This window comes from Streptomyces sp. NPDC002092, from assembly GCF_053593775.1.
Map to the genome: position 1 here is coordinate 271,622 of NZ_JBSFDG010000010.1, position 23,347 is coordinate 294,968.

Annotated in this window: 22 protein-coding genes; 15 read left to right on the plus strand and 7 right to left on the minus strand. The window is 70.5% G+C overall.

The annotated features are described in order from the left end of the window. Positions 1-31 precede the first annotated feature (31 nt). The 3 genes from ACWCRD_RS24425 (at position 32) to ACWCRD_RS24435 (ending at position 4,995) form a co-directional block, all read left to right on the plus strand. Positions 32-1,603 carry a tetratricopeptide repeat protein gene (locus ACWCRD_RS24425; RefSeq protein ID WP_450967891.1) on the plus strand — a complete coding sequence of 524 codons (1,572 nt, stop codon included), beginning with the start codon at positions 32-34 and terminating at the stop codon, positions 1,601-1,603. After that, positions 1,600-3,336 carry an urease accessory protein UreH domain-containing protein gene (locus ACWCRD_RS24430; RefSeq protein WP_450967892.1) on the plus strand — a complete coding sequence of 579 codons (1,737 nt, stop codon included), beginning with the start codon at positions 1,600-1,602 and terminating at the stop codon, positions 3,334-3,336. The genes ACWCRD_RS24425 and ACWCRD_RS24430 overlap by 4 nt, the downstream gene beginning before the upstream one ends. A 63-nt stretch (positions 3,337-3,399) precedes the next feature. Next, positions 3,400-4,995: a serine/threonine-protein kinase gene (locus ACWCRD_RS24435; protein WP_450967893.1), complete on the plus strand. Its 1,596-nt coding sequence runs from the start codon at positions 3,400-3,402 to the stop codon at positions 4,993-4,995. Here the strand turns inward: ACWCRD_RS24435 and ACWCRD_RS24440 are convergent, their stop codons facing one another. Further along, positions 4,996-5,802, minus strand: coding sequence for an SGNH/GDSL hydrolase family protein (locus tag ACWCRD_RS24440; RefSeq protein WP_450967894.1), 807 nt, complete (start codon positions 5,800-5,802; stop codon positions 4,996-4,998). A gap of 142 nt (positions 5,803-5,944) precedes the next feature. Here ACWCRD_RS24440 and ACWCRD_RS24445 point away from each other — a divergent pair, with 142 nt between their 5' ends. The 5 genes from ACWCRD_RS24445 (at position 5,945) to ACWCRD_RS24465 (ending at position 13,261) form a co-directional block, all read left to right on the plus strand. Then, positions 5,945-6,454: a hypothetical protein gene (locus tag ACWCRD_RS24445; protein WP_450967895.1), complete on the plus strand. Its 510-nt coding sequence runs from the start codon at positions 5,945-5,947 to the stop codon at positions 6,452-6,454. 346 nt (positions 6,455-6,800) lie between these two features. Next, complete coding sequence (locus ACWCRD_RS24450) at positions 6,801-7,622, plus strand: glycosyltransferase family 2 protein (RefSeq protein ID WP_450967896.1); 822 nt, start codon at positions 6,801-6,803, stop codon at positions 7,620-7,622. Beyond that, positions 7,619-8,614, plus strand: a complete 996-nt coding sequence (locus ACWCRD_RS24455; protein WP_450967897.1) for a glycosyltransferase family 2 protein — start codon at positions 7,619-7,621, stop codon at positions 8,612-8,614. Before ACWCRD_RS24450 ends, ACWCRD_RS24455 begins: the two co-directional genes overlap by 4 nt. Further along, positions 8,611-9,411, plus strand: a complete 801-nt coding sequence (locus ACWCRD_RS24460) for a polysaccharide deacetylase family protein (RefSeq protein ID WP_450967898.1) — start codon at positions 8,611-8,613, stop codon at positions 9,409-9,411. The genes ACWCRD_RS24455 and ACWCRD_RS24460 overlap by 4 nt, the downstream gene beginning before the upstream one ends. Then, positions 9,404-13,261 (plus strand): lipopolysaccharide biosynthesis protein, encoded by a 3,858-nt coding sequence (locus tag ACWCRD_RS24465; protein ID WP_450967899.1) that lies wholly within the window; start codon positions 9,404-9,406, stop codon positions 13,259-13,261. The genes ACWCRD_RS24460 and ACWCRD_RS24465 overlap by 8 nt, the downstream gene beginning before the upstream one ends. A gap of 47 nt (positions 13,262-13,308) precedes the next feature. On the opposite strand, the gene ACWCRD_RS24470 is transcribed toward ACWCRD_RS24465, so the two are convergent. After that, positions 13,309-14,730 (minus strand): GH39 family glycosyl hydrolase, encoded by a 1,422-nt coding sequence (locus ACWCRD_RS24470; protein ID WP_450967900.1) that lies wholly within the window; start codon positions 14,728-14,730, stop codon positions 13,309-13,311. 214 nt (positions 14,731-14,944) lie between these two features. Here ACWCRD_RS24470 and ACWCRD_RS24475 point away from each other — a divergent pair, with 214 nt between their 5' ends. Both ACWCRD_RS24475 and ACWCRD_RS24480 read left to right on the plus strand, forming a co-directional pair. After that, entirely contained in the window at positions 14,945-16,039 is a 1,095-nt protein-coding gene (locus ACWCRD_RS24475; RefSeq protein WP_450967901.1) for a DUF5925 domain-containing protein, read from the plus strand. 23 nt (positions 16,040-16,062) lie between these two features. Further along, complete coding sequence (locus ACWCRD_RS24480; protein ID WP_450967902.1) at positions 16,063-16,833, plus strand: DUF72 domain-containing protein; 771 nt, start codon at positions 16,063-16,065, stop codon at positions 16,831-16,833. A 109-nt stretch (positions 16,834-16,942) separates the two neighbouring features. Here the strand turns inward: ACWCRD_RS24480 and ACWCRD_RS24485 are convergent, their stop codons facing one another. Beyond that, positions 16,943-17,311 carry a GntR family transcriptional regulator gene (locus tag ACWCRD_RS24485; RefSeq protein WP_344404171.1) on the minus strand — a complete coding sequence of 123 codons (369 nt, stop codon included), beginning with the start codon at positions 17,309-17,311 and terminating at the stop codon, positions 16,943-16,945. Positions 17,312-17,382: 71 nt separating this feature from the next. On the opposite strand from ACWCRD_RS24485, the gene ACWCRD_RS24490 reads away from it, so the two are divergent. Continuing rightward, positions 17,383-18,315 carry a GNAT family N-acetyltransferase gene (locus ACWCRD_RS24490; RefSeq protein ID WP_450967903.1) on the plus strand — a complete coding sequence of 311 codons (933 nt, stop codon included), beginning with the start codon at positions 17,383-17,385 and terminating at the stop codon, positions 18,313-18,315. Further along, a complete protein-coding gene (locus ACWCRD_RS24495; protein ID WP_450967904.1) occupies positions 18,296-18,796 on the plus strand; it encodes a DUF402 domain-containing protein in 501 nt (166 codons plus the stop codon). The genes ACWCRD_RS24490 and ACWCRD_RS24495 overlap by 20 nt, the downstream gene beginning before the upstream one ends. A 4-nt stretch (positions 18,797-18,800) precedes the next feature. Here the strand turns inward: ACWCRD_RS24495 and ACWCRD_RS24500 are convergent, their stop codons facing one another. Then, the gene (locus ACWCRD_RS24500) at positions 18,801-19,415 is read right to left on the minus strand and encodes a class I SAM-dependent methyltransferase (RefSeq protein ID WP_450967905.1); all 615 of its coding nucleotides are present in this window, start codon (positions 19,413-19,415) and stop codon (positions 18,801-18,803) included. 139 nt (positions 19,416-19,554) lie between these two features. Here ACWCRD_RS24500 and ACWCRD_RS24505 point away from each other — a divergent pair, with 139 nt between their 5' ends. Next, positions 19,555-19,689, plus strand: a complete 135-nt coding sequence (locus ACWCRD_RS24505; RefSeq protein WP_450967906.1) for a hypothetical protein — start codon at positions 19,555-19,557, stop codon at positions 19,687-19,689. Positions 19,690-19,716: 27 nt separating this feature from the next. Here ACWCRD_RS24505 and ACWCRD_RS24510 read toward each other — a convergent pair whose 3' ends face one another. After that, positions 19,717-20,166 (minus strand): GNAT family N-acetyltransferase, encoded by a 450-nt coding sequence (locus ACWCRD_RS24510; protein ID WP_450967907.1) that lies wholly within the window; start codon positions 20,164-20,166, stop codon positions 19,717-19,719. Between the two features lie 180 nt (positions 20,167-20,346). Between ACWCRD_RS24510 and ACWCRD_RS24515 the strand changes: the two genes are divergently transcribed. Further along, positions 20,347-21,327 carry a lytic polysaccharide monooxygenase auxiliary activity family 9 protein gene (locus ACWCRD_RS24515; protein WP_450967908.1) on the plus strand — a complete coding sequence of 327 codons (981 nt, stop codon included), beginning with the start codon at positions 20,347-20,349 and terminating at the stop codon, positions 21,325-21,327. Positions 21,328-21,387: 60 nt separating this feature from the next. Here ACWCRD_RS24515 and ACWCRD_RS24520 read toward each other — a convergent pair whose 3' ends face one another. Both ACWCRD_RS24520 and ACWCRD_RS24525 read right to left on the minus strand, forming a co-directional pair. Further along, positions 21,388-22,260 carry an esterase/lipase family protein gene (locus ACWCRD_RS24520; RefSeq protein ID WP_450967909.1) on the minus strand — a complete coding sequence of 291 codons (873 nt, stop codon included), beginning with the start codon at positions 22,258-22,260 and terminating at the stop codon, positions 21,388-21,390. A 172-nt stretch (positions 22,261-22,432) separates the two neighbouring features. Next, positions 22,433-22,879, minus strand: a complete 447-nt coding sequence (locus ACWCRD_RS24525; RefSeq protein WP_450967910.1) for a MarR family winged helix-turn-helix transcriptional regulator — start codon at positions 22,877-22,879, stop codon at positions 22,433-22,435. A 92-nt stretch (positions 22,880-22,971) separates the two neighbouring features. Between ACWCRD_RS24525 and ACWCRD_RS24530 the strand changes: the two genes are divergently transcribed. Beyond that, positions 22,972-23,346 (plus strand): cupin domain-containing protein, encoded by a 375-nt coding sequence (locus ACWCRD_RS24530; protein ID WP_450967911.1) that lies wholly within the window; start codon positions 22,972-22,974, stop codon positions 23,344-23,346. The last annotated feature ends 1 nt before the right edge of the window (position 23,347 follow it).

Genomic DNA, 23,347 nt, shown 5'->3' on the forward strand with positions numbered 1-23,347 from the left:
GCTTCGGCCCATACACCGACGAGGAGAGGGCATGGCCCCGGACACTGACGACAACGAAGGCTTCGCGGAGAGCGCCACGGAAGGTCGGGACTCATCTGCGGGCTCGTCGGGGCCGGTCGCGCCCACGCGGCGGAGCCGCATATCGACACGCCCCGCGCCCCTTGGGGGACGTGCCGAGAAACCGGCATCGGAATCAGCCGTCGACTCGCCCGACGACACCTCCACCGACGAACGAGTCGCCGCGGTCCGGCGGGTCGCTGCCGCCGGACGGCGTTGGCACATCGGGCAACTGGCCGGAACCGCCGCCCTGTTGGCCGTCGCGCTGACCGGTGGGTCCCTTGCTTACGGCGCCATCCGGGACGGCAACACCACGGCCGTCTCGGCAGCGCCCAGTGCGCTGTCGCCGGCGTTGCTGAACAGCGGGGACATCGACGCGAGCATCCTCTCCCTGCAGGCCCATCTCAAGGCACAGCCAAGGGACTTCGGGAGCTGGGCGAGTCTTGGGCTGGCCTATGTCGAGCAGGCACGCACCAAGGGCGACCCCTCTCGTTACCCGCAGGCCGACAAGGCGCTGAAGCGCTCACTCGACGTGAAACCCGGCAACGAGCAGGCCATCACCGGTCAGGCCGCCCTGGCCGCGGCCCGGCACGACTTCAAGGACGCTCTGAACTTCGCCGACCAGGTGCTGAAGGAGAACCCATACAGCCAAAGCGCCCTCTCCTCCCGTATCGACGCCCTCGTCGAACTCGGCCGCTACGCCGACGCGTCGAAGGCCGCCGACACCGCGGACTCGCGCCGCCCGGGCATCCCCGTCTTCACCCGGTACGCGTATGTGCACGAGCTGCGCGGGGACGTGAAGACGGCCCGCCGGGTCCTGGAACAGGCCCTCGGCACCGCGAGCACCAAGGGCGACATCTCCTACGTCGCCTTCCAGCTCGGACAGCTCGCCTGGAACCAGGGCGACTACAAGACCGCGGTCGACTACTACGCCCGCGCCCTCGCCGCCGACGACAACTACCTGCCGGCGCTGGAGGGCCGCGCCCGCGCCGAGTACGCGAGCGGCGACAAGGCGACCGGGCTGAGGGACATGGAGCAGCTCGTCGCCCGCTACCCGCTGCCCCAACCCCTCGTGGAACTCGGCGAGATGTACGAGGACCGCGGCGCCGCCGGCGACGAGGCGAAGGCCCGCGACCAGTACGCCCTGGTCGACGCCTGGATCGCCCTGGCCCGCGCCAACGGCGTCAACGCCGACCTCGACACCGCCCTCGCGGCGGCCGACCACGGCGACAAGGCCGCAGCCCTGCGCGCCGCCCGCGCCGAGTGGACCCGCCGCCACACCGTGCACACCGCGGACGCCCTGGCCTGGGCGCTGCACGTCAACGGCAAGGACGCCCAGGCCCTCCCGTACGCCCGGCAGGCGACGGCCACCGGCTACCGCAACGCCTCCTTCCTCTACCACCGCGGGATGATCGAACGCGCCACAGGCCACACCGACGACGCCCGTGACTCCCTGAAGGCGGCGCTGGAACTCAACCCCGGCTTCTCGCCGCTGGGCGCCCGTGAAGCACGCAAGGCACTCGCAGACCTGGAGGCGGCGAAGTGAACCCCCGTCGATTGCTCGCCTCCACCGGGGCCGTCCTCACGGCGGCCTGCGCGCTCGCGCTGGTACCTTCCACCGGCGCGAGCGCGCACCCCCTCGGCAATTTCACGGTCAACCGCTACGACGGCCTGGTCGCCGCCCCCGGCAAGCTCCGCGTCGACCACGTGGAGGACCTCGCCGAGATCCCGGCCACCCAGGCCAAGCCCGACATCGAGCGGCTCGGTATGACCGAGTGGGCGAAGGAGCGGTGCGCGAAGGCGGCCGAGGGCAGCAAGCTCACCGTCGGCGGACGGGCCACCACCCTGACCGTCGGACCTAGCAAGGCGCAGCTGCGGCCAGGACAGGCCGGGCTGAACACCCTCCGGGTGGAGTGCCGGCTGACCGCTCCGCTCCCCGAGGGCGACGCCGTGACGCTCGGCTTCCACAGCGAGGGCGCCACCTCCGGGCCCGGCTGGCGGGAGATCACCGCGCGCGGCGACCGCATGACGCTCACCGCGACGGACGTACCCAGGACGTCGGTCTCCCACGAACTCACCAGCTACCCCAAGGAGTTGCTCTCCTCCCCCGCCGACACCTCGACCGCTTCCCTGCGCGTGCGCCCCGGCGGACCGGCCCTGGTCGAGGATCGGCAGAACGCTCCCGCCGCCTCCGTACTGCCGCGCGGCGCCGACCGCTGGACGCAGGCCCTGAACAACCTGGTCGCCCGCCACCACCTCACCTTCGGCTTCGCCGCGCTCTCCCTGCTCATCGCGGTCTTCCTCGGCGCGATGCACGCGCTCGCCCCCGGCCACGGCAAGACCCTGATGGCCGCGACGGCAGCCGCCCGCGGCGGCCGTGCCCGCCTCAAGGACGTCATGCCCCTGGCCGCCTCGGTCACGGTCACCCACACCCTGGGCGTGGTCGCCCTCGGCCTCCTGGTCACGGCCGGCTCGGCGGCGGCCCCCTCGGTGATCACCTGGCTGGGCATCGCGAGCGGCGTCATGGTGACCTGCGCGGGCGCCACGCTCGTACGCCGCGCCTGGCGCAATCGCGGCCCCGGCCCCGGACACACCCACGATCACGGGCACACGCACGACCACGACCACCCGCACCCGCACGGCCCCGGCGGCCATACGCACCCGCAAGAGACCGCCGAGCCCGAGGAACGCGCCCTGGTCCTGGTCGCCGCCCACACCGAAGCGGCCGCGACGACTGCCGAAGCCCACACCCACCCGCACTCTCCGGGCCATACGCACGACCATGACCAGGCCCACGATCACGACCACCCCCACAGCCACGATCACGACCAGAGCCACACCCATACCCACCACTCCGACCACACCCACCCCCACCCCCACTCACACACCGTCGAGCACACCCACGGCGGCTTCACCCACACCCACTCCGTCGCCCCGACCCTGCGCGGCACGATCCTGCTGGGCTTCGCCGGGGGCCTCGTGCCCAGTCCCTCCGCGGTGGTCGTGCTCGTCGGCGCGGCGGCGCTCGGGCAGGCCTGGTTCGGGCTGCTGCTGGTCGTCGCGTACGGCGTCGGGCTCGCCCTCACCCTCACCGCGGCGGGGTTCGCCGTCGTCAAGCTGGGTACCGGCATGAACCGTGTGCTGGACAGGCGCCCCCGCTGGACCACCCACCCGATGGCGGTCCTCGTCCGCAGGACCGCGCCCCTGGGCTCGGCGCTCCTCGTCGTGGCTCTCGGGGTGGGACTGGTGCTCAAGGGGGCCGCATCCGCACTCGGCTGAGCTACGTTTGGGAAGAAAACGCACGGAGTGGAGAAAACACGCGGATGCGAATGGGGGACGCCCGTGTCCGAAGAATCGGGCAGTGAACGTCTGATCGCGAGCCGCTACCGTCTCCTGTCCCCCCTCGGCGAGGGCGGCATGGGAACCGTGTGGCGCGCCCGGGACGAGCTGCTGCACCGCGAGGTCGCCGTCAAGGAGGTGCGTGCGCCCGCCGGGCTGCCGGCCTCGGACGTCGAGCGGATGTACGCCCGGCTGGAGCGCGAGGCGTGGGCGGCCGCGCGGGTCGCCAACCGCAACGTCGTCACGGTGTACGACGTGGCGACGCAGGACGGCCGCCCGTGGATCGTCATGGAGCTGGTCCGCGGTATCTCCCTTGCCGAACTCCTGGACGCCGAGGGCCCGTTGGATCCGCAGCGCGCCGCACACATCGGTGCCGAGGTGCTCGCCGCGCTGCGGGCTGCGCACGAGGCCGGGGTGCTGCACCGGGATGTGAAGCCCGCCAATGTGCTGCTGTCGAACGACGACCGGGTGGTGCTCACCGACTTCGGTATCGCACAGGTCGAGGGCAGTTCGGCGCTGACGATGACCGGGGAGGTGATCGGCTCGCCGGAGTTCCTGGCGCCGGAGCGGGCGCTGGGCCGCACGCCCGGCCCGGAGTCCGACCTGTGGTCGCTCGGCGTGCTGCTGTACGCGGCGGTCGAGGGCAACTCCCCGTTCCGCCAGGACACCCCGCTCAGCACCCTGCGCGCGATCGTCGACGAGGAACTGCCGCCGCCGCACCGGGCCGGTCCGCTGGCCCCCGTCATCGAGGGGCTGCTGCGCAAGGACCCGGCCGAGCGGCTGCCGGCCGACCGGGCCGAGCAGGACCTGCGGATCATCGCGGCGGGCGGCACGCCCCATGCGTACGGCGCGCCGGTGTCTCCGTTCGCCCCCACGGTCGCGGCGTTCCCGCAGCGGCCGTCGCCGACGCCTCCTATGCCGTACCCGCCCGGATACACGCAGCCGGCGCCGGGCCCCTCGACGACGACGGCCGCACCGCCGCAGGAGCGCAACCGCCGGGCCGGCGTCGTCCTGCTCGTCGGGGCGCTCGTCCTCGCCCTGGCCATCGCGGGGCTGACGTACGCGCTGCTGAACCGCGACCACGGCGGCGGAGACAACAATGCGGACACCCCCCGCTCGGACACCGGAACTCCGTCGACGGCCACCCACAGCAGCGCGGGCGCGAGTCCGACGCCGAGCCCGAGCAGCAGTGCCTCCACGGAGGCTCCCCAGACGGTGAGCGTCACGCTGGCCGGCTCCCACACCGACTACTCCGGCACTTGTCCGCCCGCCCGTGGCGACGCGCCCGAGTTCACGGCGACCTTCACGGTCGGGAAGCTGCCGGCGGAGGTCAGTTACCGCTGGCTGTCGAAGGACGGGCAGATCATGGATCCGGGCTGGAAGACCCTGTCCTTCCCGGCGGGCGGCGGAAAGACCAAGCAGGACAAGGCGTTCGTGACGACGTACAACAACACCGGGACCTTCCGGAACTCGATCAGTGTCGAGGTGCGCTCGCCGAAGCAGGCGACGTCCGAGTCGGTTCCGTTCTCGGTGACCTGTGTGTCGGAGACCCCGACGGGCGGGGCCTCCTCCAGTACTTCGCCGTCACCCTCCGGGTGATCAGGCCGCGCTGGTCAGGACGGGCAGATAGCCACCGGACTGGCCGGCCGCGGTGGGGTGGTAGGACTCGCCGATGTTGAACCACTCGACGCTGTGCAGCCAGGAGCTGCCGGAGCAGATCTCGTGGCCGGTGAAGGTGGTGCGGACGTCGCCGAAGGTGAAGCCGTGGTCCGCGGCGACCTTGGCGGTGGCGGTGTCCAGGTAGTCGGCCGCGTCGTTGATGGCCTTCCGCTTGGTCTCGGAGAGGCCGAGGCAGGTGGTGCCGAGCTGGTAGAAGCGGGGGTAGCCGAGGACGACGACATGGGCGTTCGGGGCCTTGGCGGTGATCGCCGAGTAGACGTTGTTCAGCTGTCCGGGGAGTGTCGAGTCGACGTACGCCTTCGCGGTGTTGATCCGGGAGAGGCAGGCGCTGTCGGACTGGAGCACACACGTCGTCATGACGTCGGAGAAGCCTGCGTCGTTGCCGCCGATGGTGATGGAGACCAGGCCGGTGGCGGCGCTGAGCGGGCTCAGCTGACCTGACAGAACATCACCCGTACGGGCGCCGGAGCAAGCGGTGAAGTCGAACGTCGAGGGTGAGTGGGCGGCGGCCCAGAGGTAGGGGTAGGCCTTGGTGCTGCGCTTGCAGTCGCCGCTGGCGCTGATGTAGCTGCCGCTGCCGACCCCGGAGGAGTAGGAGTCGCCGAGGGCCACATATCCGGTGGCTGCGGCCTGTCCGGACGCCTGCGCCGCCGTGGCCCCGGTGAGGGCCGTGCCGGCGGCGAGGAGGATCGAGCTCACGAAAACGGCAATTCGGGAACGTCTCATGGAACCTCCCTTTAGCAGGATCTCTGCCGTAACCGTCGTACCAATTACACGTGTCGATGGGAAGTGTTCATGTCAAGACTTTTCGGCTCCTGACGGGTCATCACCACACCTTCACCGCTCGGTCACCAGCGGGCTCCGGCTCTTGACGGCCCCTCTTGCGCTGCGCGACATTGAAGCCCGGCATCCGGCGCGCTGGGGGGCAAAGTCGCCAATGCAGACCATCCGTATCAAGATCAAGAGACTCGTCAAAAGACCTTCGACGGACGGCAGTTCGTCGACAGACGGCGCCGAGCGGACGCGACCAGGACCGGGGAGGGACCTGTCGCCACTGCTCGCGGGCGCCGCGACGGCCATCGGGGGATGCGGCGCGCTGCTGGCGCTGGCCGACTCGGGCTCGCCCCTGCGCGGGCCGCTCACCCTGTTTTTTCTGCTTGCCGCGCCCGCCACGGCCATCGGGGCCGCGCTGCGCGGACTGGAGCCCTTCGGCCGCACACTCGCCGCCCTCGCGGGCGCAATCGTTCTCAACATGCTGGTGGCACAAGGCATGTTGGCCGTTCACCGGTGGTCGGTGCACGGCGGAATCATCGCAATGACCGTGATCAGTTTCCTACTTCTTCTAAGTTGTGTAACGGTCAAACCAACAAAAAGGTGAGGCCTCGTTCCAGGTCTTGCCATACGGGTTCAATCGTCAATACCGTCGTACATCTCACCCGCATCGGTCCATCATCGAGCGGCCCAGGGGAGGGCTCAGGACCGCGATGGTTCCCGGCGTGGGGCGCGGTAGGGGGGTGCCGTGCTCGGTGACCGCACTTGTGACCGGGTCGTGCCGCGCGACCGGCTGCCGTTCCACGGCAGACGGCAAGCTTTGCCAGCTCGCCATCGGCGTGCACGGAGATCCATTTCGTCATTGCCACAGGCGTGAAACCCCCCTTTCGAACCGGACACATAACCGGGCCGCCCAGGGGCGGGCGGTCCACCGGACGAGAGGGACCAGACTCATGAGTTCTGTTCTGCGGCCGGCCATCGCCGGCCAAGGTCCGTCAACTGCCGGCCAGTACCGGCCGATCTCCTCTCACCTGGCCATCGCGCCGCCGGTGAGTGTGGTGATTCCCGCCATGAACGAGGCGGAGAATCTCCCGTACGTGTTCAAGACACTTCCGGACTGGATACACGAAGTCGTTCTGGTGGACGGCAGTTCCACGGACGACACCGTCGAAGTGGCCCGCGGCCTGTGGCCGAACGTCAAGGTCGTCGAGCAGCAGGGCAAGGGCAAGGGGGATGCCCTGATCACGGGCTTCGAGGCGTGCACCGGCGACATCATCGTGATGGTCGACGCGGACGGCTCGGCCGACGGCAACGAGATCGTGTCGTACGTGTCCGCCCTGGTCTCCGGCGCGGACTTCGCCAAGGGGTCCCGTTTCGCCAACGGCGGCGGCACCGACGACATGACGTTCATCCGCAAGCTCGGCAACTGGGCGCTGTGCACCATCGTCAACCGCAAGTTCGGCGCCCGCTACACCGACCTGTGCTACGGCTACAACGCGTTCTGGCGCCACTGCCTCGACAAGATCTCCCTGGACTGCACCGGCTTCGAGATCGAGACCCTGATCAACATCAGGGTGGTCAAGGCGGGGCTCAAGGTGCAGGAGATCCCGAGTTACGAGTACCTCCGCATCCATGGCGCGAGCAATCTGCGGGCGGTGCGGGACGGGTTCCGGGTGCTCAAGGTGATCCTCAAGGAGCGGTCGAACCGGCGCGAGCTGCGCAGCCAGGAACGCCACTCGCCGATGCTCGACTCGGTGCGGGGAGAGGTGTCTTGAGCGGTCTCGACATCTCCGTCGTGATCTGCGTCTACACCGAGGACCGCTGGGAGGACATCCTCGCGGCGGTCTCCTCGGTGCGTGCGCAGTCCCGGCCCGCGCTGGAGACCCTGCTGGTCGTCGACCACAATCCGGCTCTGCTGGACCGGCTTGCCAAGGAGTACAAGGACTACGAGGAGACCGGTGAGGTCCGTGTGCTCGCCAACGCGGGCCCCCGCGGGCTGTCCGCCGGCCGCAACACCGGTATCGCGGCCGCGCGGGGCGAGGTGATCGCGTTCCTCGACGACGACGCCGTGGCCGAGCGGGAGTGGCTGCGGCGATTCGCCGAGGGGTACGCGGATCCGCGGGTGATGGCCGTCGGCGGCCGTACGATGCCGATCTGGGCCTCGGGCCGCCGTCCTGCCTGGTTCCCGGAGGAGTTCGACTGGGTGGTGGGCTGCACGTACAGGGGGCTGCCGCCGGGTCTGGTGCGGGTACGCAACGTCCTGGGCGGCAACGCCTCGTTCCGGCGTACGGCGTTCGACGCCGCGGGGGGCTTCGCCACCGGTATCGGGCGGGACGGCGACAAGCGCCCGCTGGGCTGTGAGGAGACGGAGCTGTGCATCCGGCTGTCCCGCGCCAGGCCGGACGCGATCCTGCTGATCGACGACCGTGCGGTGATCCATCACCGGGTGCCCGAGGCGCGCGAGCACTTCGGGTACTTCCGCACGCGCGCGTACGCCGAGGGCCTGTCCAAGGCGCTGGTGGCGCGAAGTGTGGGGGCGGACAAGGGACTTGAGTCCGAGCGCCGGTACACCACCCGGGTGCTGCCGGCCGGTGTGGTGCGGGGTCTGCGGGACGCGGTGCTGGCCCGGCCGGGCGGTGCGGGGCGGGCGGGTGCGATCGTCGCCGGGGTGCTGACGGCGGCGGGTGGGTACGTGGTGGGGAGCGTCCGGGCCCGCAGGGGCGGTGCCACGTTCTCCGTGGTCGGGATCGAGGGGGGATCTCAATGAGCGAAGCGCCCGTACCGGTTCTCATGTACCACTCGGTCGCGACCGCGCCGAACGACGCCACGCGCGCGCTGTCGGTGGCGCCCGAGGCGTTCGCCGAACAGATGGCGATGATCGGCGACCTGGGCCTCACCCCGGTCAACACGGCGGATCTGGCGGCGGGTTGGCGGTCAGGTCGCTCGCTGCCGCCGCGTCCGGTGCTGATCACCTTCGACGACGGCTACGAGGGCGTGCACCGGCACGCGCTGCCCGTGCTCGCCAAGCACGGCTTCGCGTCCACGTTGTTCGTCTCCACCGGCTGGATCAAGGGCGCTCATGACACCGGGGGCGGCCTCGACACGATGCTGGACTGGGAGCAGGTGCGCGAACTGGCCGCCGCCGACGTCGAGATCGGCGGACACAGCCACACCCACCCGCAGCTGGACCAGCTCGACAACGAGTCACTGCGGTACGAGCTGATCCACTGCAAGGAGATCGTCGCCGACGAACTGGGCACCGTCCCGGCCTCCTTCGCCTACCCCTACGGCTACTCCAGCCGCCGGGTGCGCGAGGCGGTCCGCGAGACGGGGTACGCCCAGGCGCTCGCCGTCGGCAACGGCCTCGCGCGCCGCCGGCAGGGGCCCTACGCCCTGCAGCGTGTGACCGTGCGCCGCAGCACGGGCATCGAGGAGTTCGAGCGGCTGGTCGAAGGCCGTTCGATCGCCCGCACCTTCGCCGGGGACCGTGCCCTCACCAAGGGGTACGCCCTGGTCCGCAGAGCACGACAGGTCCGCCGGAAGGCCATCCGTTCCCGTGTCTGACACGACCACAACGACCGAGGCGAAGCAGCCCGCGACCGAGGCGCCCGAGCAGGCGGGGCGCCGTCTTCGGCTGCCCGGACTGGGCAGCTCCAAGGGCGGCAGCCCACTCTTCCGCAACGCCTACGCGCTGATGCTCAACACCGGCATCTCCGCGGTGCTGGGCCTGGGCTACTGGCTGATCGCCGCCCGCTACTACTCCGAGTCCGCGGTGGGCCAGGGTTCGGCCGCGATCGCCGCGATGAAGCTGCTGGCCGGGCTCACGGCGGTGACGCTGACGGGCGCTCTGGCCCGCTTCATCCCGGTCGCCGGGCGCGCCACGGGACGGCTCATCTTCCGTACGTACGCGGCGAGTTGTGTCGTCGTGTCGTTCGCGGCGGGGATCTTCCTGCTGACCCTCAGCACCTGGGGGCCGTCGTACCACTTCCTGCACGGGCCGGTCAAGGGCCTCGGTTTCATCATGGCCGTGGCCTCCTGGAACCTGCTGACGCTGCAGGACGGGGTGCTGACCGGGCTGCGGAGTGCGCCGTGGGTGCCGGTCGGCAACACGGTGTTCTCGGCGGTGAAGCTGGCGCTGCTGGTCGGACTCGCCGCCAGCATGCCCACGACCGGTGTCTTCGTCTCCTGGGTGCTGGCGATCGCCACCTCCGTGGTGCCGCTCGGCCTGCTGGTGTTCCGGAAGCTGGTCCCCCGGCACATCGAGGCCACGGCGGACCATGCGAAGCCGCCGACGCTGAAGGAGATCGGCAGGTTCCTGGCGGGCGACTACACCGGCTCGCTGTTCTCGCTCGCCGTGGTCTATCTGATCCCGGTGATCATCGCCTCGCAGGTCAGCTCCGAGGACAACGCGTACTTCTACATCACCACGACGATCGGCGGCACGGTCAATCTGCTGGCCATCAACATGGGCGCCTCGCTGACCGTCGAGGGCTCCCACGACCCGGGCCGGCTGGCCTCCAACACCCGGGCTGCGCTCAAGCGGATGGCGCGGATCATGCTGCCGATCTGCGGGCTGCTGTTCATCGGTGCACCGTGGATCCTCGGCGTCTTCGGCCAGGGCTACGCGGACGCTGCGACGCCACTGCTGCGCTGGTTCGCGGTCGGCGCGCTGCTCAGGGTCGTCATGGAGACGTACTTCGCGGTGCTGCGCGCGCAGAGCCGTACCGCGGGACTGGCCTGGCTGCAGGGCCTGTTGTGCGTCCTGGTGCTCGGTCTGACGCTGGTGCTGCTCCCCCGCATGGGGCTGACCGGCGCGGGCGTCGCCGAGATCTCCTCGCTCGCGGTGATCGTGACCATCGCCGCGCCCAGGCTGTACCGGACCGTCCGGGCCGCACCGGCCGATGCCGTCCCCGAGGAGACGGCGCCCGACGGGGACCTCGCCGACCTGGGGTCGAGCGAGGACCCGGCCGTCGAGAGGCCCCGCAGGCGGGGTCCCGCCTGGGCGCTGGACACGGACACCCTGGCCCTCGGCATCCACGTCGACTTCGACCACCTGGAACGCCGTCCCGACGTCCGCCCGGGCCCGGGCACCCCGCCCACCGGCACGCCCGTCGCACGCGTCGACCCCCGGCCGACCTGGGCGAAGAACCCGGAGGTCGGTCTGCCCGTGGAGGAGCGCGAGCCCGGCTCGGAGGCCTCCCTGGGACCGGCCGAGACGGAGGTGGACGCGCCCTTCGAGACCGAGTTCGAGCCCGGCTTCGACGCGGGCTTCGACCGGGGCCTCGGCAGTGGCTTCGACGCGGGCGAGAAGGCCGTACGGGAGGCGGAGGCATCGCTCGTACCGGAAGAGGCGCCCGTGCCAGGGGCCGAACCGCCGCCGCTCTCGTGGCGGGAGCGGCTGCAGCCCACCCGCCTCGGAGTCATTCTCGGCTGTCTGCTGGTGGCCGCGCTGCTGCTGTACTGGGTGCCCGCGCTGCGCCTGGGCGAGGCCGACCTGGACCGGATGGGCGGGCTCGGCCTGATCTCGGTGCTGCCGCTGCCGACGCTGGTCGGGGCGGCGCTGCTGGTCGCGGTGTTCGCCTCGCTGCTGTGGCTGGGCCGGGAGCACAAGGCGCTGCTGCTGGTCACCCTGGTGGCGACCGTGGTGTCGCTGCATGCGCTGCCCGCGGTGATCGAGACCGAACCGCGGTTCCCGACGGCGTGGCAGCACCTCGGGTTCCTCGACTACATCGACCGCACCGGGTCCGCCGTACCGGACCTGGACGCGCGCTGGAGCTGGCCGGGCTTCTTCGCGGTGGCCGCGTTCGTCACGAAGGCCTGCGGCGTCACCGACCTCACCGAACTCATCCGCTGGTGGCCGCTGACCATCCAGCTCCTGTATCTGGCCCCGATGTTCCTGCTGGTGCGCTCCCTGCGGGCGAGCTGGCGCGCCAAGTGGACCGGCATCTGGATCTTCGTGCTCAGCAGCTGGGTGGGCCAGGACTACTTCTCCCCGCAGGGCTTCACCTACCTTCTCTACCTCGCGTTCGTCGCCATCCTGCTGGTCTGGTTCCGTGAGCCGCGGGTGATCTGGACGAGGAAGCGGCCGGGCGAGGCGGAGGTCGAGCCGGCGAACCGGCGCCAGAAGGCCGTCCTGCTCGGGGTGCTGATCGCCCTGTTCATGGCGAGCGTCCCGGCCCACCAGCTCACCCCGTTCGTGATGCTGGGCGTGCTCGCGGTGCTCGTCCTGATCGGCAGGTCCGAACTGCGTGGCCTGCCCATCCTGTTCGCCGTGGTGGTGGCGGTGTGGATCGGCTTCATGGCCGAGCCGTACTGGTCCGGCCACTTCAACGAGCTGTTCGGCGGGGTCGGTGGCGTCGGCAGCAATGTCTCCACCTCGGTCTCCGGCCGCATCCAGGGCGGCGACTCGACCCACAAGCTGGTCCTGTACGCGCGCGTGCTGCTGGCCGGCGGTGTGATGGCGTTCGCCTGCTGGGGCTGGTGGCGGCGGCGCGACCACAAGTACCGGGAGCGCTCGCTGCTGGTGCTGACGTTCGTCCCGTTCCTGGGCTTCGGCATGCAGTCCTACGGCGGCGAGATGGCCCTGCGCGTCTTCATGTTCGCGGTGCCGGGCGCGGCCCTGCTGGGAGGCCTCGCCCTGTTCCCGCGCACCGGCATCACCGCCGAGGAACGCGACAAGGACCGCGTGAGCCTCGCACCGCTGGCCGCGCTGATGGCGGGACTGGTCCTCATGGGCGGCTTCCTGGTGGCCCGTTGGGGCAACGAGCCCTTCGAGCGGGTGCGGCCCGGCGAGGTCGCGGCCATGGACTACGTGTACGCCCACGACAAGCCGACCGTCCGTCTGCTGTGGCTGAGCAACGACACGGTCAACGACGTGACGCCGGCGATGCCGTGGGGCACGAAGGACATGGAGCGGGTCAACTACGTGCCCACGCCGGCGCCCGCCGACCCGGTGCTGGTGTCGGGGCTGGTCAAGGCGCTCAAGGACGCGGGCCCGAACTCGTATCTGATGGTCAACGCGGGCCAGACGACCTATCTCCAGATGGACGTGGGCTACTCGGACACCTGGGAGCCCCGGCTCATCCAGAACCTGGACCGGCGGCCCGAGCTGAAGAAGGTGTACGTCAACGACGACGCCACCGTCTACGCCCTCAGGAAGCAGCCCGAGGGCAAGGTGCCGCAGCCGAATCCGGGTCCGATCGGACCGATGATCACCTGGACGCCGTGGTCGGTCGTCGGCGCCCTGGCCGCCCTTGCGCTGATCGTGCTGCTGACGGCGCGCGAGGTGGTGCGGGTCGCGGTGCGGCCGGGCGTGCGGCAGCTGCGGTGGCTGCAGAGCAGCTTCTGGTTCTCGCTGCCGCTGCTGGCGGTGCTGCTGGCCTCGCTGGTGCAGCGGTTCCTGACGATGAAGTGAGCCCGCGCGTCGTGAAGTGGCTCAACCGGTGAAGTGGCCCGACGGGCCTACCGGTCGAGCCACTTCACTTCGTACGCCTGCATCTCGAACCGCTTCCCGTCGACCTTCGCGCTGATCGACCGGTCGAGAGTGTTCACCACCAGGACGGTCCTGTCGGTGGCGAGGACGCGGACGTTGGGCACGTCGTCCGCGGCGACGGGGACGGTCGTGTACTTCGTGCCGGGTGGGAAGGCCCGGTGGAAGCGGGAGACCAGGTCGAACATGGGCAGCTTCCTGCCGCCGTCCGCGCTGTCGGTCGGCGTCCACAGGCAGCCCGCGCAGTCGCTGCCCTTCCCGTCCTCCGGGTTCCAGTAGAAGCCGGAGGAGGCGCCGCCTTTGACCATGGCGATCATTCCGGCGGCCTGGACGGCGACGCGGCGGTTCTCGGACCAGCCCTTGCGGTCGTCGTTGCCGTCGGCGGGCTCGACGTAGTACTCGGACCACCACAGCGGGAGGTTGCCGGTCTGCTGCCGCACCCACGTGCCGACGGCGGTGAACTTGTCGGTGGCCGCGAACTCGTTCGGCAGCATCTCGTCGTCGTTGGTGTAGCTGGAGCCGTCCACGACGACGAAGTCGGCGCCCGCCTTGTTCTTGTTCCAGTAGTCGAAGGCGTCCAGGACCCGCTGGTCCATGGCGCCCCACGGGCCCTTGAAGGCCTTGGAGGCCTCGTCCGCGCGCGGGTCGACACTGTCCATGACCAGGTAGGGCCCACCCACCATGATGTCCTTGTCGACCTTCTTGAGGGCCTTGTAGACGAGGTTGTAGAGCCTGGTGTAACCCTCGTAGTCCCAGCGGCCCTTGGCGTCGTTCCAGAAGCCCTTGAACTCGTTCCAGACGATGAAGTGGCGTACGTCCGGATAGCGCTTGGCGACGGTCGCGGCCAGCGCGGCGAAGTCCGCGTAGTGCTCGGGCTGCGGGGCCGTCTCCAGCGCGGACTGGCTCCAGTTGGTGTTGTCGACGCCGGCCCTGCCGCCCTTCATCCAGTCCGGGGAGCAGCACAGGGTGACCACCGGGGTGCCGCCGGACTTGCGGATGAAGTCGATACGGCGGTCCATCGCGCCGAAGTCGTAACGCCCCTTCACCGGCTCGGGGTTGTCCGCGCCCCAGCCCATGATCGCCTGGTCCTGCGGCATGCCCCCGGCGTCCGAGATCAGCCCCTCGACCCGCTCGATGGCGGCGGAGCTGCCCTCGTCGGCGCTGTACTGGGTGTGCGTGAAGCCCCAGCCGACCTCGGGTCTGTCCTGGTCGGGCGGGGTGACCGGAGTGCCGTGCACCGTGTCGCCGTTGCGCGAGGTGCCCGCGGTGCTGGCGCCGCCCCCTGGAAGCGTGTTGATCAGGGTCACGATCAGAGCCAGTGCGGCCACGCCCACGCCGAGCAGCGCGGTGAGCCGCCACCGCCGTGCCCCCGAGTTCCACTCATGACGTCCCATCGAAGGCAACAGTAACCGCGGGAATGCCACATTTGGCAGATGTTGTGACTGCACGGGTCTGTTGCATTTCCCGGGGCGGTGACGTCAGCGGCTCCGCTGCGGGCCCGCGGACCCCCCGCAGCGGGCCGGTGAACCCGGTGCATGGGAAGAGACACCGGGACAGAGCGGGGGAAATCCAGTGCGTGGAGCGCCCACGTGCCGGATCATGGGCGCCATGTCTGCGAACCCATACGACGCTCTGCCGATCCGGCTCAACGTCGACGACAGCGACTCGCCGTCCGACGTCGTCGACGCGCTGTTCCTCGGCCGCTTCGCGACGGGCGAGCAGCCGTACTCGCATGCGGCGAACATCGACCGGGTCCGCTCCGGGGCGACGCTCCTGCCGCCGGGTGCCCGGGTGCTGCGCGTGGCCCGTGACGACGACCGCAGCGCCACGCTGGCGGAGGGCGACGGCTGGACGCTGCTGATCTCCCGCTGGAACCGCGGCGCCGACGTCACGGTCACGGCGACCAGCGCCGAGCTGGCGCAGAAGGTCCTCGACCAGGCGACGGAGGGCGCGGCGGACGAGCCCGAACCCCAGCCGGAGAACGTGACGATGGGCTTCTGGTACGTCTCCCCGAGGCGTGGCCCGCACCGCACGACCCGGCAGATCTCCGCGGGCACCTGGGACGAGGTGCGGGAGAACTACACGGCGCCGGTGGCGGACGCGATGGACCGCCTGATGAGGACGACTCCGCAGGACATCGCGGGCCGTCTGCTCCTGCTGCACGGGCCGCCGGGCACCGGCAAGACCTCCGCCCTGCGCACGCTGGCCCGTTCCTGGCGGGACTGGTGCCAGGTGGACTGCGTGCTCGACCCGGAGCGTCTGTTCTCCGACGTCGGCTATCTGATGGACATCGCGATCGGCGAGGAGGACTCGACGGGCAAGGGCCGCTGGCGGCTGCTGCTCCTGGAGGACTGCGACGAGCTGATCCGCGGCGAGGCCAAGCACACCGCGGGCCAGGCCCTGTCGCGACTGCTGAACCTGACCGACGGCCTGCTCGGCCAGGGCCGCAACGTACTGGTGGGCGTGACGACCAACGAGGACCTGGAGCGCCTGCACCCGGCCGTGGTCCGCCCTGGCCGCTGTCTGGCCCGCATCGAGGTGGGGCAGCTGACCCGCGCGGAGGCGGTGAACTGGCTGGGGACGGAGGAGGGCGTGGGCCGCGAGGGCGCGACCCTCGCGGAGCTCTACGCACTGCGCCGCGGCACCTCGCCGACAGCCGTGCCGGAACCGCGGGACGGTGCGGACGCCGGGCTGTATCTGTAGGCGACCGGTGTTTTGATGGACGTATGACCCTGTTCGTCGGAACGTCGGGGTGGCAGTACAAGGACTGGCGGGGGGCCTTCTACCCCGCCGATGTGCCCATGCGGCTGTGGCTGGAGGAGTACACGGAGCACTTCGCCACGGTGGAGATCAACAACGCTTTCTACCGGCTGCCGACACGGGAGAACTTCGAGGCGTGGCGGGAGCGCGTGCCGCGGGACTTCGTGGTGGCGGTGAAGGCGAGTCGCTACCTCACCCACATCAAGCGCCTGAAGGACCCCGAGGAGCCGGTCCACCGTCTGATGAGCCACGCGACGGGCCTCGGCGACCGTCTGGGCCCGGTGCTCCTGCAGCTCCCGCCGACGCTGAAGGCCGACGCGGGGCTGCTGGACGCGTGCCTGGCCTGCTTCCCCCCGTCGACCCGGGTCGCGGTCGAACCGCGTCACGAGTCCTGGTGGACGAAGGAGGTACGCAAGGTCCTTCAAGCCCGGGGTGCCGCCCTGTGCTGGGCCGACGTCCTGGCCCGCCCCGTCACTCCGCTGTGGCGCACGACCGACTGGGGCTACGTCCGCTTCCACCAGGGCCGCGCCCACCCGTGGCCGCACTACGGCCGCCGCTCCCTGGAAACCTGGGTGGACCGGATCGCAACCACCTGGTCCGACCGCCGGGACGTGTACGCGTACTTCAACAACGACCCGGGCGGGGCGGCGGTGAAAGACGCGGTGGCCTTCGGCCGAGCGGCGAGCAGGGCCGGGCTCACGGTGACCCGCACCCCGGAACTGGCGACCCGGCGCTGACCAGGCGCGCCCCCGGGAGGGGCGCGGGGAACTGCGCGACAAGCCACAGCGGGCCTGCAGACGGCCGACGGGCCGCAGCGCCGATCGAAGCACCCCCCGGGGGGACTGCTCACCCCTCGTAAGCCGCCCGCAGGGCATCCCGCACGGCGGCCAGCGCCGCATCCTCCCCCACCGCCAGCCGGCGAGCACGCTCCACGTAAGCCTGGGCCGCCAGGGCCAACTCCCGCTCCGCCGCCGAGCCCGCGGCAGCGACGAACGTACCGTTGCGCCCCCGCGTCTCGATCACCCCGTCGCTCTCCAGCGCCCGGTACGCCTTGGCGACGGTGTTCGCCGCGAGCCCGAGCGATTCGGCCAGCCCCCGCACGGTCGGCAGCCGGTACCCCACCGGCAGCACCCCCGACCGCGCCTGCTCGGAGATCTGCGCTCGCACCTGCTCGTACGGCGCGGCACTGTCGTCGATGTGGATCTTCAAAGTCACGCTGCCGATTGTCCCGCACCGGCCCGAAAATGAGAGGCAGCCGGGTGCGCCTCCCCCGTAGCGTGCGCCCAATGACAGTGACCGTGCGCGATCTCCGCTCCGACGACCGGGCCGACGTGGAGGGCTTCGCCCATGTCCGCCATCTGGCCCTCCCGCACATCCTGTGGACCCCGGACGCCATCGTCCACCGCCTCGCCCACGCCCACCCCGACGCCCGCTTCCGATCCCTGGTCGCGGAGGAGGACGGCGAGGTCGTCGGCACGGCCCAGGTGCAACTGGCGTACGACAGCCCGGAGCCGGGCCAGGGCATGCTCAACATCTATGTGCACCCGGACCGCACCCGCCGCGGCGCCGGCGACCTCCTGGTCCGCGCGGCCGAGCAGCACCTGGCCGAGCACGGCGCGACCAAGCTGTTCGCCTGGGTCCTGGACGAGCCCGGCAACCGGACCTTCGCGGAACGGCGCGGCTACCGCGCCAGCCGCTCCGCCCACTTCCTCCGCCTCGATCTGACCGGCGGGGCGCTCCCGCCGCTCCAGTCTCCGCCGCCGGGCGTGGAGCTGCGCTCCGCGGCCGACTTCGCGGACGATCCGCGCCCGCTGTTCGAGCTGGACGCGGAGACGACCTTGGACGAACCGAGCGATGTGGACACCGAGTTCACCGACTACGAGACCTGGGTCGAGGAGAACTGGAAGCACCCGCTGCTGGACCGGGGGCTGACCACGGTCGCGTTCGTCGAAGGCCGTCCCGCCGCGTTCAGCGTGGCCTGGACGGACCCCGCCACCGGCCGCTACGCCACCGCCATGACGGGCACCGCCCGCCCTTGTCGCGGCCGCGGCCTGGCCAAGCTCGCCAAGAACGACTCCCTGCACCGCGCCCGGGCCGCCGGATACAGCGTGGCGCTCACGGGCAACGACACCGGGAACGAGCCCATGCTCGCGATCAACAAATGGTTCGGATACGAGATCTGCGCATCGGAGGTGCGGTATGTCCGCGAACTCACCTGAGAATTCATGGCAGTTGGACGTCGTTCTGGTCAAGGCGGGCCGGACGAAGATCCGTTACGGGGCGGAGCTGCTCGGCGACGACGGTACGCGGGTCGCCGTCCGTGCACCCTGGGCGGGCGACGGCGTCCGCGACTTCGGCTTCGTCCGCTTCGAGAAGGGCGATGTCTTCACGGAGTACTACTGGCGCGACCGCTGGTACGCCGTGAAGGAGGTCCGCGACTCGGAAGGCACCCTGAAGGGCTGGTACTGCGACGTCACCCGCCCGGCCACGCTCTCCGGCTCGGAACTGGTCGTCGAGGACCTCGACCTGGACCTGTGGCACTCCGCCGACGGCAAGGACGTACTCCGCCTGGACGAGGACGAGTTCGCCGAGAGCGGCCTGGCGGCGACGGACCCGGCGGCCGCGGCCGCCGCCGTCGCCGCCCTGGACGAGCTGGAGTCGCTGGCCCGCGAGGGCGGCTTCGACGCGCTGCTGGCCTGAGGGCTCACACCAGCGCCACCACCGCGTACCGCTCGTCCGTCACCGCCTTCCCCCACAGCTGCGCGTCCTGCGACAGCTGTTCCAGCCGGACCTCGGCGGCGAGTGGTGTCAGGAGGCCGGTGAGCACGCCGGCCGGTATGCCGACCGGCGTGACGGTCCCCCACACGCCCTCGACCAGCACCAGCCGGCCTCCGGGGCGCACCAGCTCCCGCCAGTGCCGCAGGACCCGGCCGGGCTCGGGCAGTGCCCACAGCAGATGCCGTACGAGCACGGTGTCGAAGCGCTGCTCCCCCACCGGGGGCGCCGCGGCGTCACCGACCAGGAACGCCGCGTCGCGTCCGGCCAGCTTCGCTCTCGCGAGGTCGACCATCGCCGGGGAGCTGTCCACGCCGGTCACATGGTGTCCCTGCTCGGATGCGAGGAGCGACAGGCTGCCGGTGCCGCAGCCGAGGTCGAGGAGGTCGCTCGGCCGCTCCGGCAGCCAGGAGCGAAGCCGCTCGGCCCAGGCGCCGCGCACCTGAGGGTCGCGCAGACCGTGATCCGGTTCGTCGTCGAAGGAGGCGGCCTCGGCGTCCCAGTCCACAGCCGCCCAGCTCAGCGCGTCATTGTCGTTGGTCATGCGCCCAAGAGTGACACCCGCCACTGACAGTCGATTCGTGACAGCCACCACAGACAGACCCCGACCGATGAGTCACTCTCCCCGAAAGGGTCTACCTCCGTGAGAACGCGGAACCCGGTGGAACCTGAAGGAGGCAGCCATGCGCCGCACCACCGTGCAGAAGCCCCTGAGGAAGACGGACGCCCGCAGGGTCCGCGAGGAGGCCGACGAGCGTCCCGCGGGGCGCCCGGAGGTCCGCAAGGACATCGCACGAACGTGGTGGCCGGACGGCTGAAGCAGCCGGTCCAGCCCATCAGCCAGGTCAATCCAGCCGCTTGCGGTAGTGAATGCGGTCGTAGGGGCCGTCCACCCGCCGCTCGACGACCTCATAGCCGAACTTCGGATAGATCTTCTGGTTCTCCCACATCATCGCGTTGGTGTGGAGCCTGACCTCGGGCAGTCCGAGCGCACGCGCGCGTGCGTCCACGAACTGCAGCAGCCGTCGCCCCACGCCCCTGCCGTGCGCCTCGGGGTGGACGGCGATGTTGTCGAGGTACAGATGGTCCGTGCGCTCCTCGAGCACGACCAGACCGATCACGGGGTCTCCCGTCACGAACACCCGGCCCGCGGCCACGTTCGCCGCGTGGTCCGCCTCCATGGGCTGCGGCACCACCCCGATGCGCTCGATGTAGTGGTGGTAGGCGGCATCGGTCACGGCCTTCACAGCCGGTACGTCGGCGGCGACGGCCGCCCGGATCTCCTCGTCGGTCATGCCGCGCACGGTATTACCTGATCCCAGGCTGAGCACTCCCTTAACGGCACCATAAGGATCTCCGTCACCCGCCTCCAGCAGGCGATTTCACGGTTTCTTGGGGCTAGCTTCTGATCGCACCCCACGGGATTCGCCCCGCGATCCGCCCCACGCATCAGGACCGTTCCGAGGAGATTCCGCATGCCCGCACGCCGCCGCAAGGTCGCCGCTCTCACCGCTCTCGGCGTCGCCCCGCTCGCCCTGACCGCCCTCGCCGCGGCCCCGGCGTCCGCGCACGGCACCATGGGCGATCCGGTCAGCCGGGTCGCGCAGTGCTACGCGGAGGGCCCGGAGAGCCCGAAGTCCCACGCGTGCAGGGCGGCGGTCGCGGCCGGGGGCACCCAGGCGCTCTACGACTGGAACGGCATCCGGATCGGCGACGCGAACGGGCAGCACCGGACTCTGATCCCGGACGGCAAGCTGTGCAGCGCGAACAACGAGGAGTTCAAGGGGCTCGACCTGGCCCGCGCCGACTGGCCGGCCACGAGGGTGAGCGCGGGTCCGTACACCTTCAAGTACCGCGTGACCGCACCGCACAAGGGCACCTTCAAGGTGTACGTCACCAAGGCCGGTTACGACCCGGCGCACCCGCTGTCCTGGTCCGACCTGGACCTCGGCCACCCGGTGGCGACGGCCACCGACCCGGTCGCCTCGGGCGGCTTCTACACCTTCTCCGGCACCCTCCCAAAGCGCTCCGGCAAGCAGCTCCTGTATGCGATCTGGCAGCGCTCGGACAGCCCGGAGGCGTTCTACTCCTGCTCGGACGTGAGCTTCGGCGGCGGTCACACCGGCGGCAGTGGTACGCCGAGCGGCGCGTCCCCGGCGCCGACCGCCTCCGCCCCCTCCGACCAGCAGATCGAGGCGGGTGCCGACAAGTCGACGGTCGAGCACCACGGTCACGGGGACGCGAGCACCTCCTCGGACCCGTCGACCGCCACGGCCAACGGGCCCGAGGCAGCCGGGACCTCGGAGAACCTCGCCGAGACGGGCGCCGACGACAGCACCTCCTACCTCGCCGTCGGCGGCGCGACCGCCCTGGCCCTCGGTGCGGCGGCGCTGTTCCGCTCGGTCTCCTCGGTCCGCCGCCGCACGACCGGCGACGGCGGAGGGCACGGCCGCTGACCTGGCCGAAGAGCGCGGGGCCTGTCCGGCGGCTCAGGTCGGACAGGCCCCGAGGGTGCGTCAGCTCAGCGCCGACGCACAGGTGGTGGCGGTGGCGTGCGCCGGGTCGAGGGCGGCCGCCACCTCGTGGAAGGCGATCCGGTCGGTCAGCCCGATCAGGGCGTGCTCGGAGAGGTCGAGTGCGCACAGGTTCTGCAGCAGCACGTTGTGCACGTCGGGACCGCTCAGGAACTGGCTGCTGTACGGGGTGACCACCTCGTCGTACTTGGTGGCGAGGACGGTGTAGTGGACGCCGGGAACGGTGTCGCCGCCGGCGTTGAGCTTGGTGAGGAAGGCGGATCCCACGATCTGGTCGGCGAGCCCGGGGGTCGAGGCGGAGATCAGGTCGGCGGCGCCGGGGAAGTACGGCAGCAGATGGGTGAAGCCGTCGAGGTCGGTGCCGTGGTTGTCGGGCGCGATGCCGACGAGGGCGTTCACCTTGGCGGCGCCGCCGAGGAACTTCAGGTAGTAGCGGGGCATCATGCCGCCCTGCGAGTGGCCGACGAGGTCGACCTTGGCGGCACCGGTCGCGGCGAGCACCTTGTCGACGTAGGCGGACAGCTGCTCCGCCGACTTGTCGATGGGGCCGAGGCCGTAGAAGACGGGGACGTTCGGCAGTTGGCCGTAGTCGAAGGAGAAGACGCAGTAGCCGCGATCCTCCAGATACGGGGCGAGGGCCAGCCAGTTGTCGACGGAGTTGGCGAGGGTGCCGTGGACCAGGACGACCGGCCGGGGATGGGCGGCGGACGGCTTGCAGGAGTAGTCGTTCCAGCCGCTCGACGAGGTGGCGGCCGTGTCGGCGGCGTGGGCGGCGGTGGCGGCGGGGACGGTGACGACCGCGGCGCTCAACAGCAGCGCGATCAGGGGTCTGAGCACTCGTTTCCAGGGCAGCATCGTGTGATCTCCTTGCGGCTCAAGGGAGTTGCGATGGCCTTACGCCCTGTGATCCGGATCACGAAGGATGCTGTTCACTCGTCAAGTTACGGGCGAGTAGTGCAAGTGTGAAGTTACGCGTCAGTAAAAACTTCCAGTGATAACTGACTCGCCAGTAGCCGAGGCCGAACCCTCACCAGGCGGGCCGGATGGGACCATAGGGCGCAATGCGCCCCAACTGCCCACCCAGCGCCCGCACTCCAGCCTCACCGAGCACATCACTCCACCCCCGCACCACCTCTGCGGCAACCTCCTCCGCTGCCCGCGTACAGGCCCACCCCTGCTCGGTCAGCACGATCAACTTGGCGCGGGCATCCACGGGGTGCGCCAGGCGCTCGGCATAGCCCTTCCGCACGATCTCGTCGACGAGCTGACTTGCGGCCTGCTTGGTGACGCCGAGATGGGCCGCGAGGTCGGTGACCGTCGCCCCGTCCGGGGCGAGCCGCGCGAAGGCGAAGCCGTGCGCGGGCCGCACCCCCTCGAAGCCGCGGGCGACCACGCCCGCGTTGATGCGTTGCGTGAGCTCACCGGCGACGGCGAGCAGGGCGGCGGACAGGGCCATGGCCTCGGAGTTGTGCACGGAGGCATTGAAACACCCTTGACGGAATGGTCAAGCAGCTTGACCATAGAGGAGGTAGTCAAGCAGCTTGACCATATGGATCGGAGTCAGCCATGCCCGTCATCCGCACGTCCGAAGCCGTCACCCATGAGATCCACGGCGCCCGTTTCGTCTCGTACGCCACCCCGCTCGCCGGCAGCAAGGAGCTCTGCGCCTGGCGTGGCGAGATCCCCGCCGGGACCAAGGCGCCGGTGCACACGGTCAATCGCGAGGAGATCTTCCACCTCCTGATCGGGGAACTGCTGATCACCCTCGACGGCCGCACCGACCGCATCACCGCGGGTGACACGGTCATCGTCAACCCCGGCGCCACCCTCGGTGTCGAGAACCCCACCGATCAGACGGCGATCTCCTGGGTCACCACATCCATCGGCCTGGAGGCGGTGCTCGCCGACGGCACCCACATCACTCCCCCGTGGGCCAACTGAG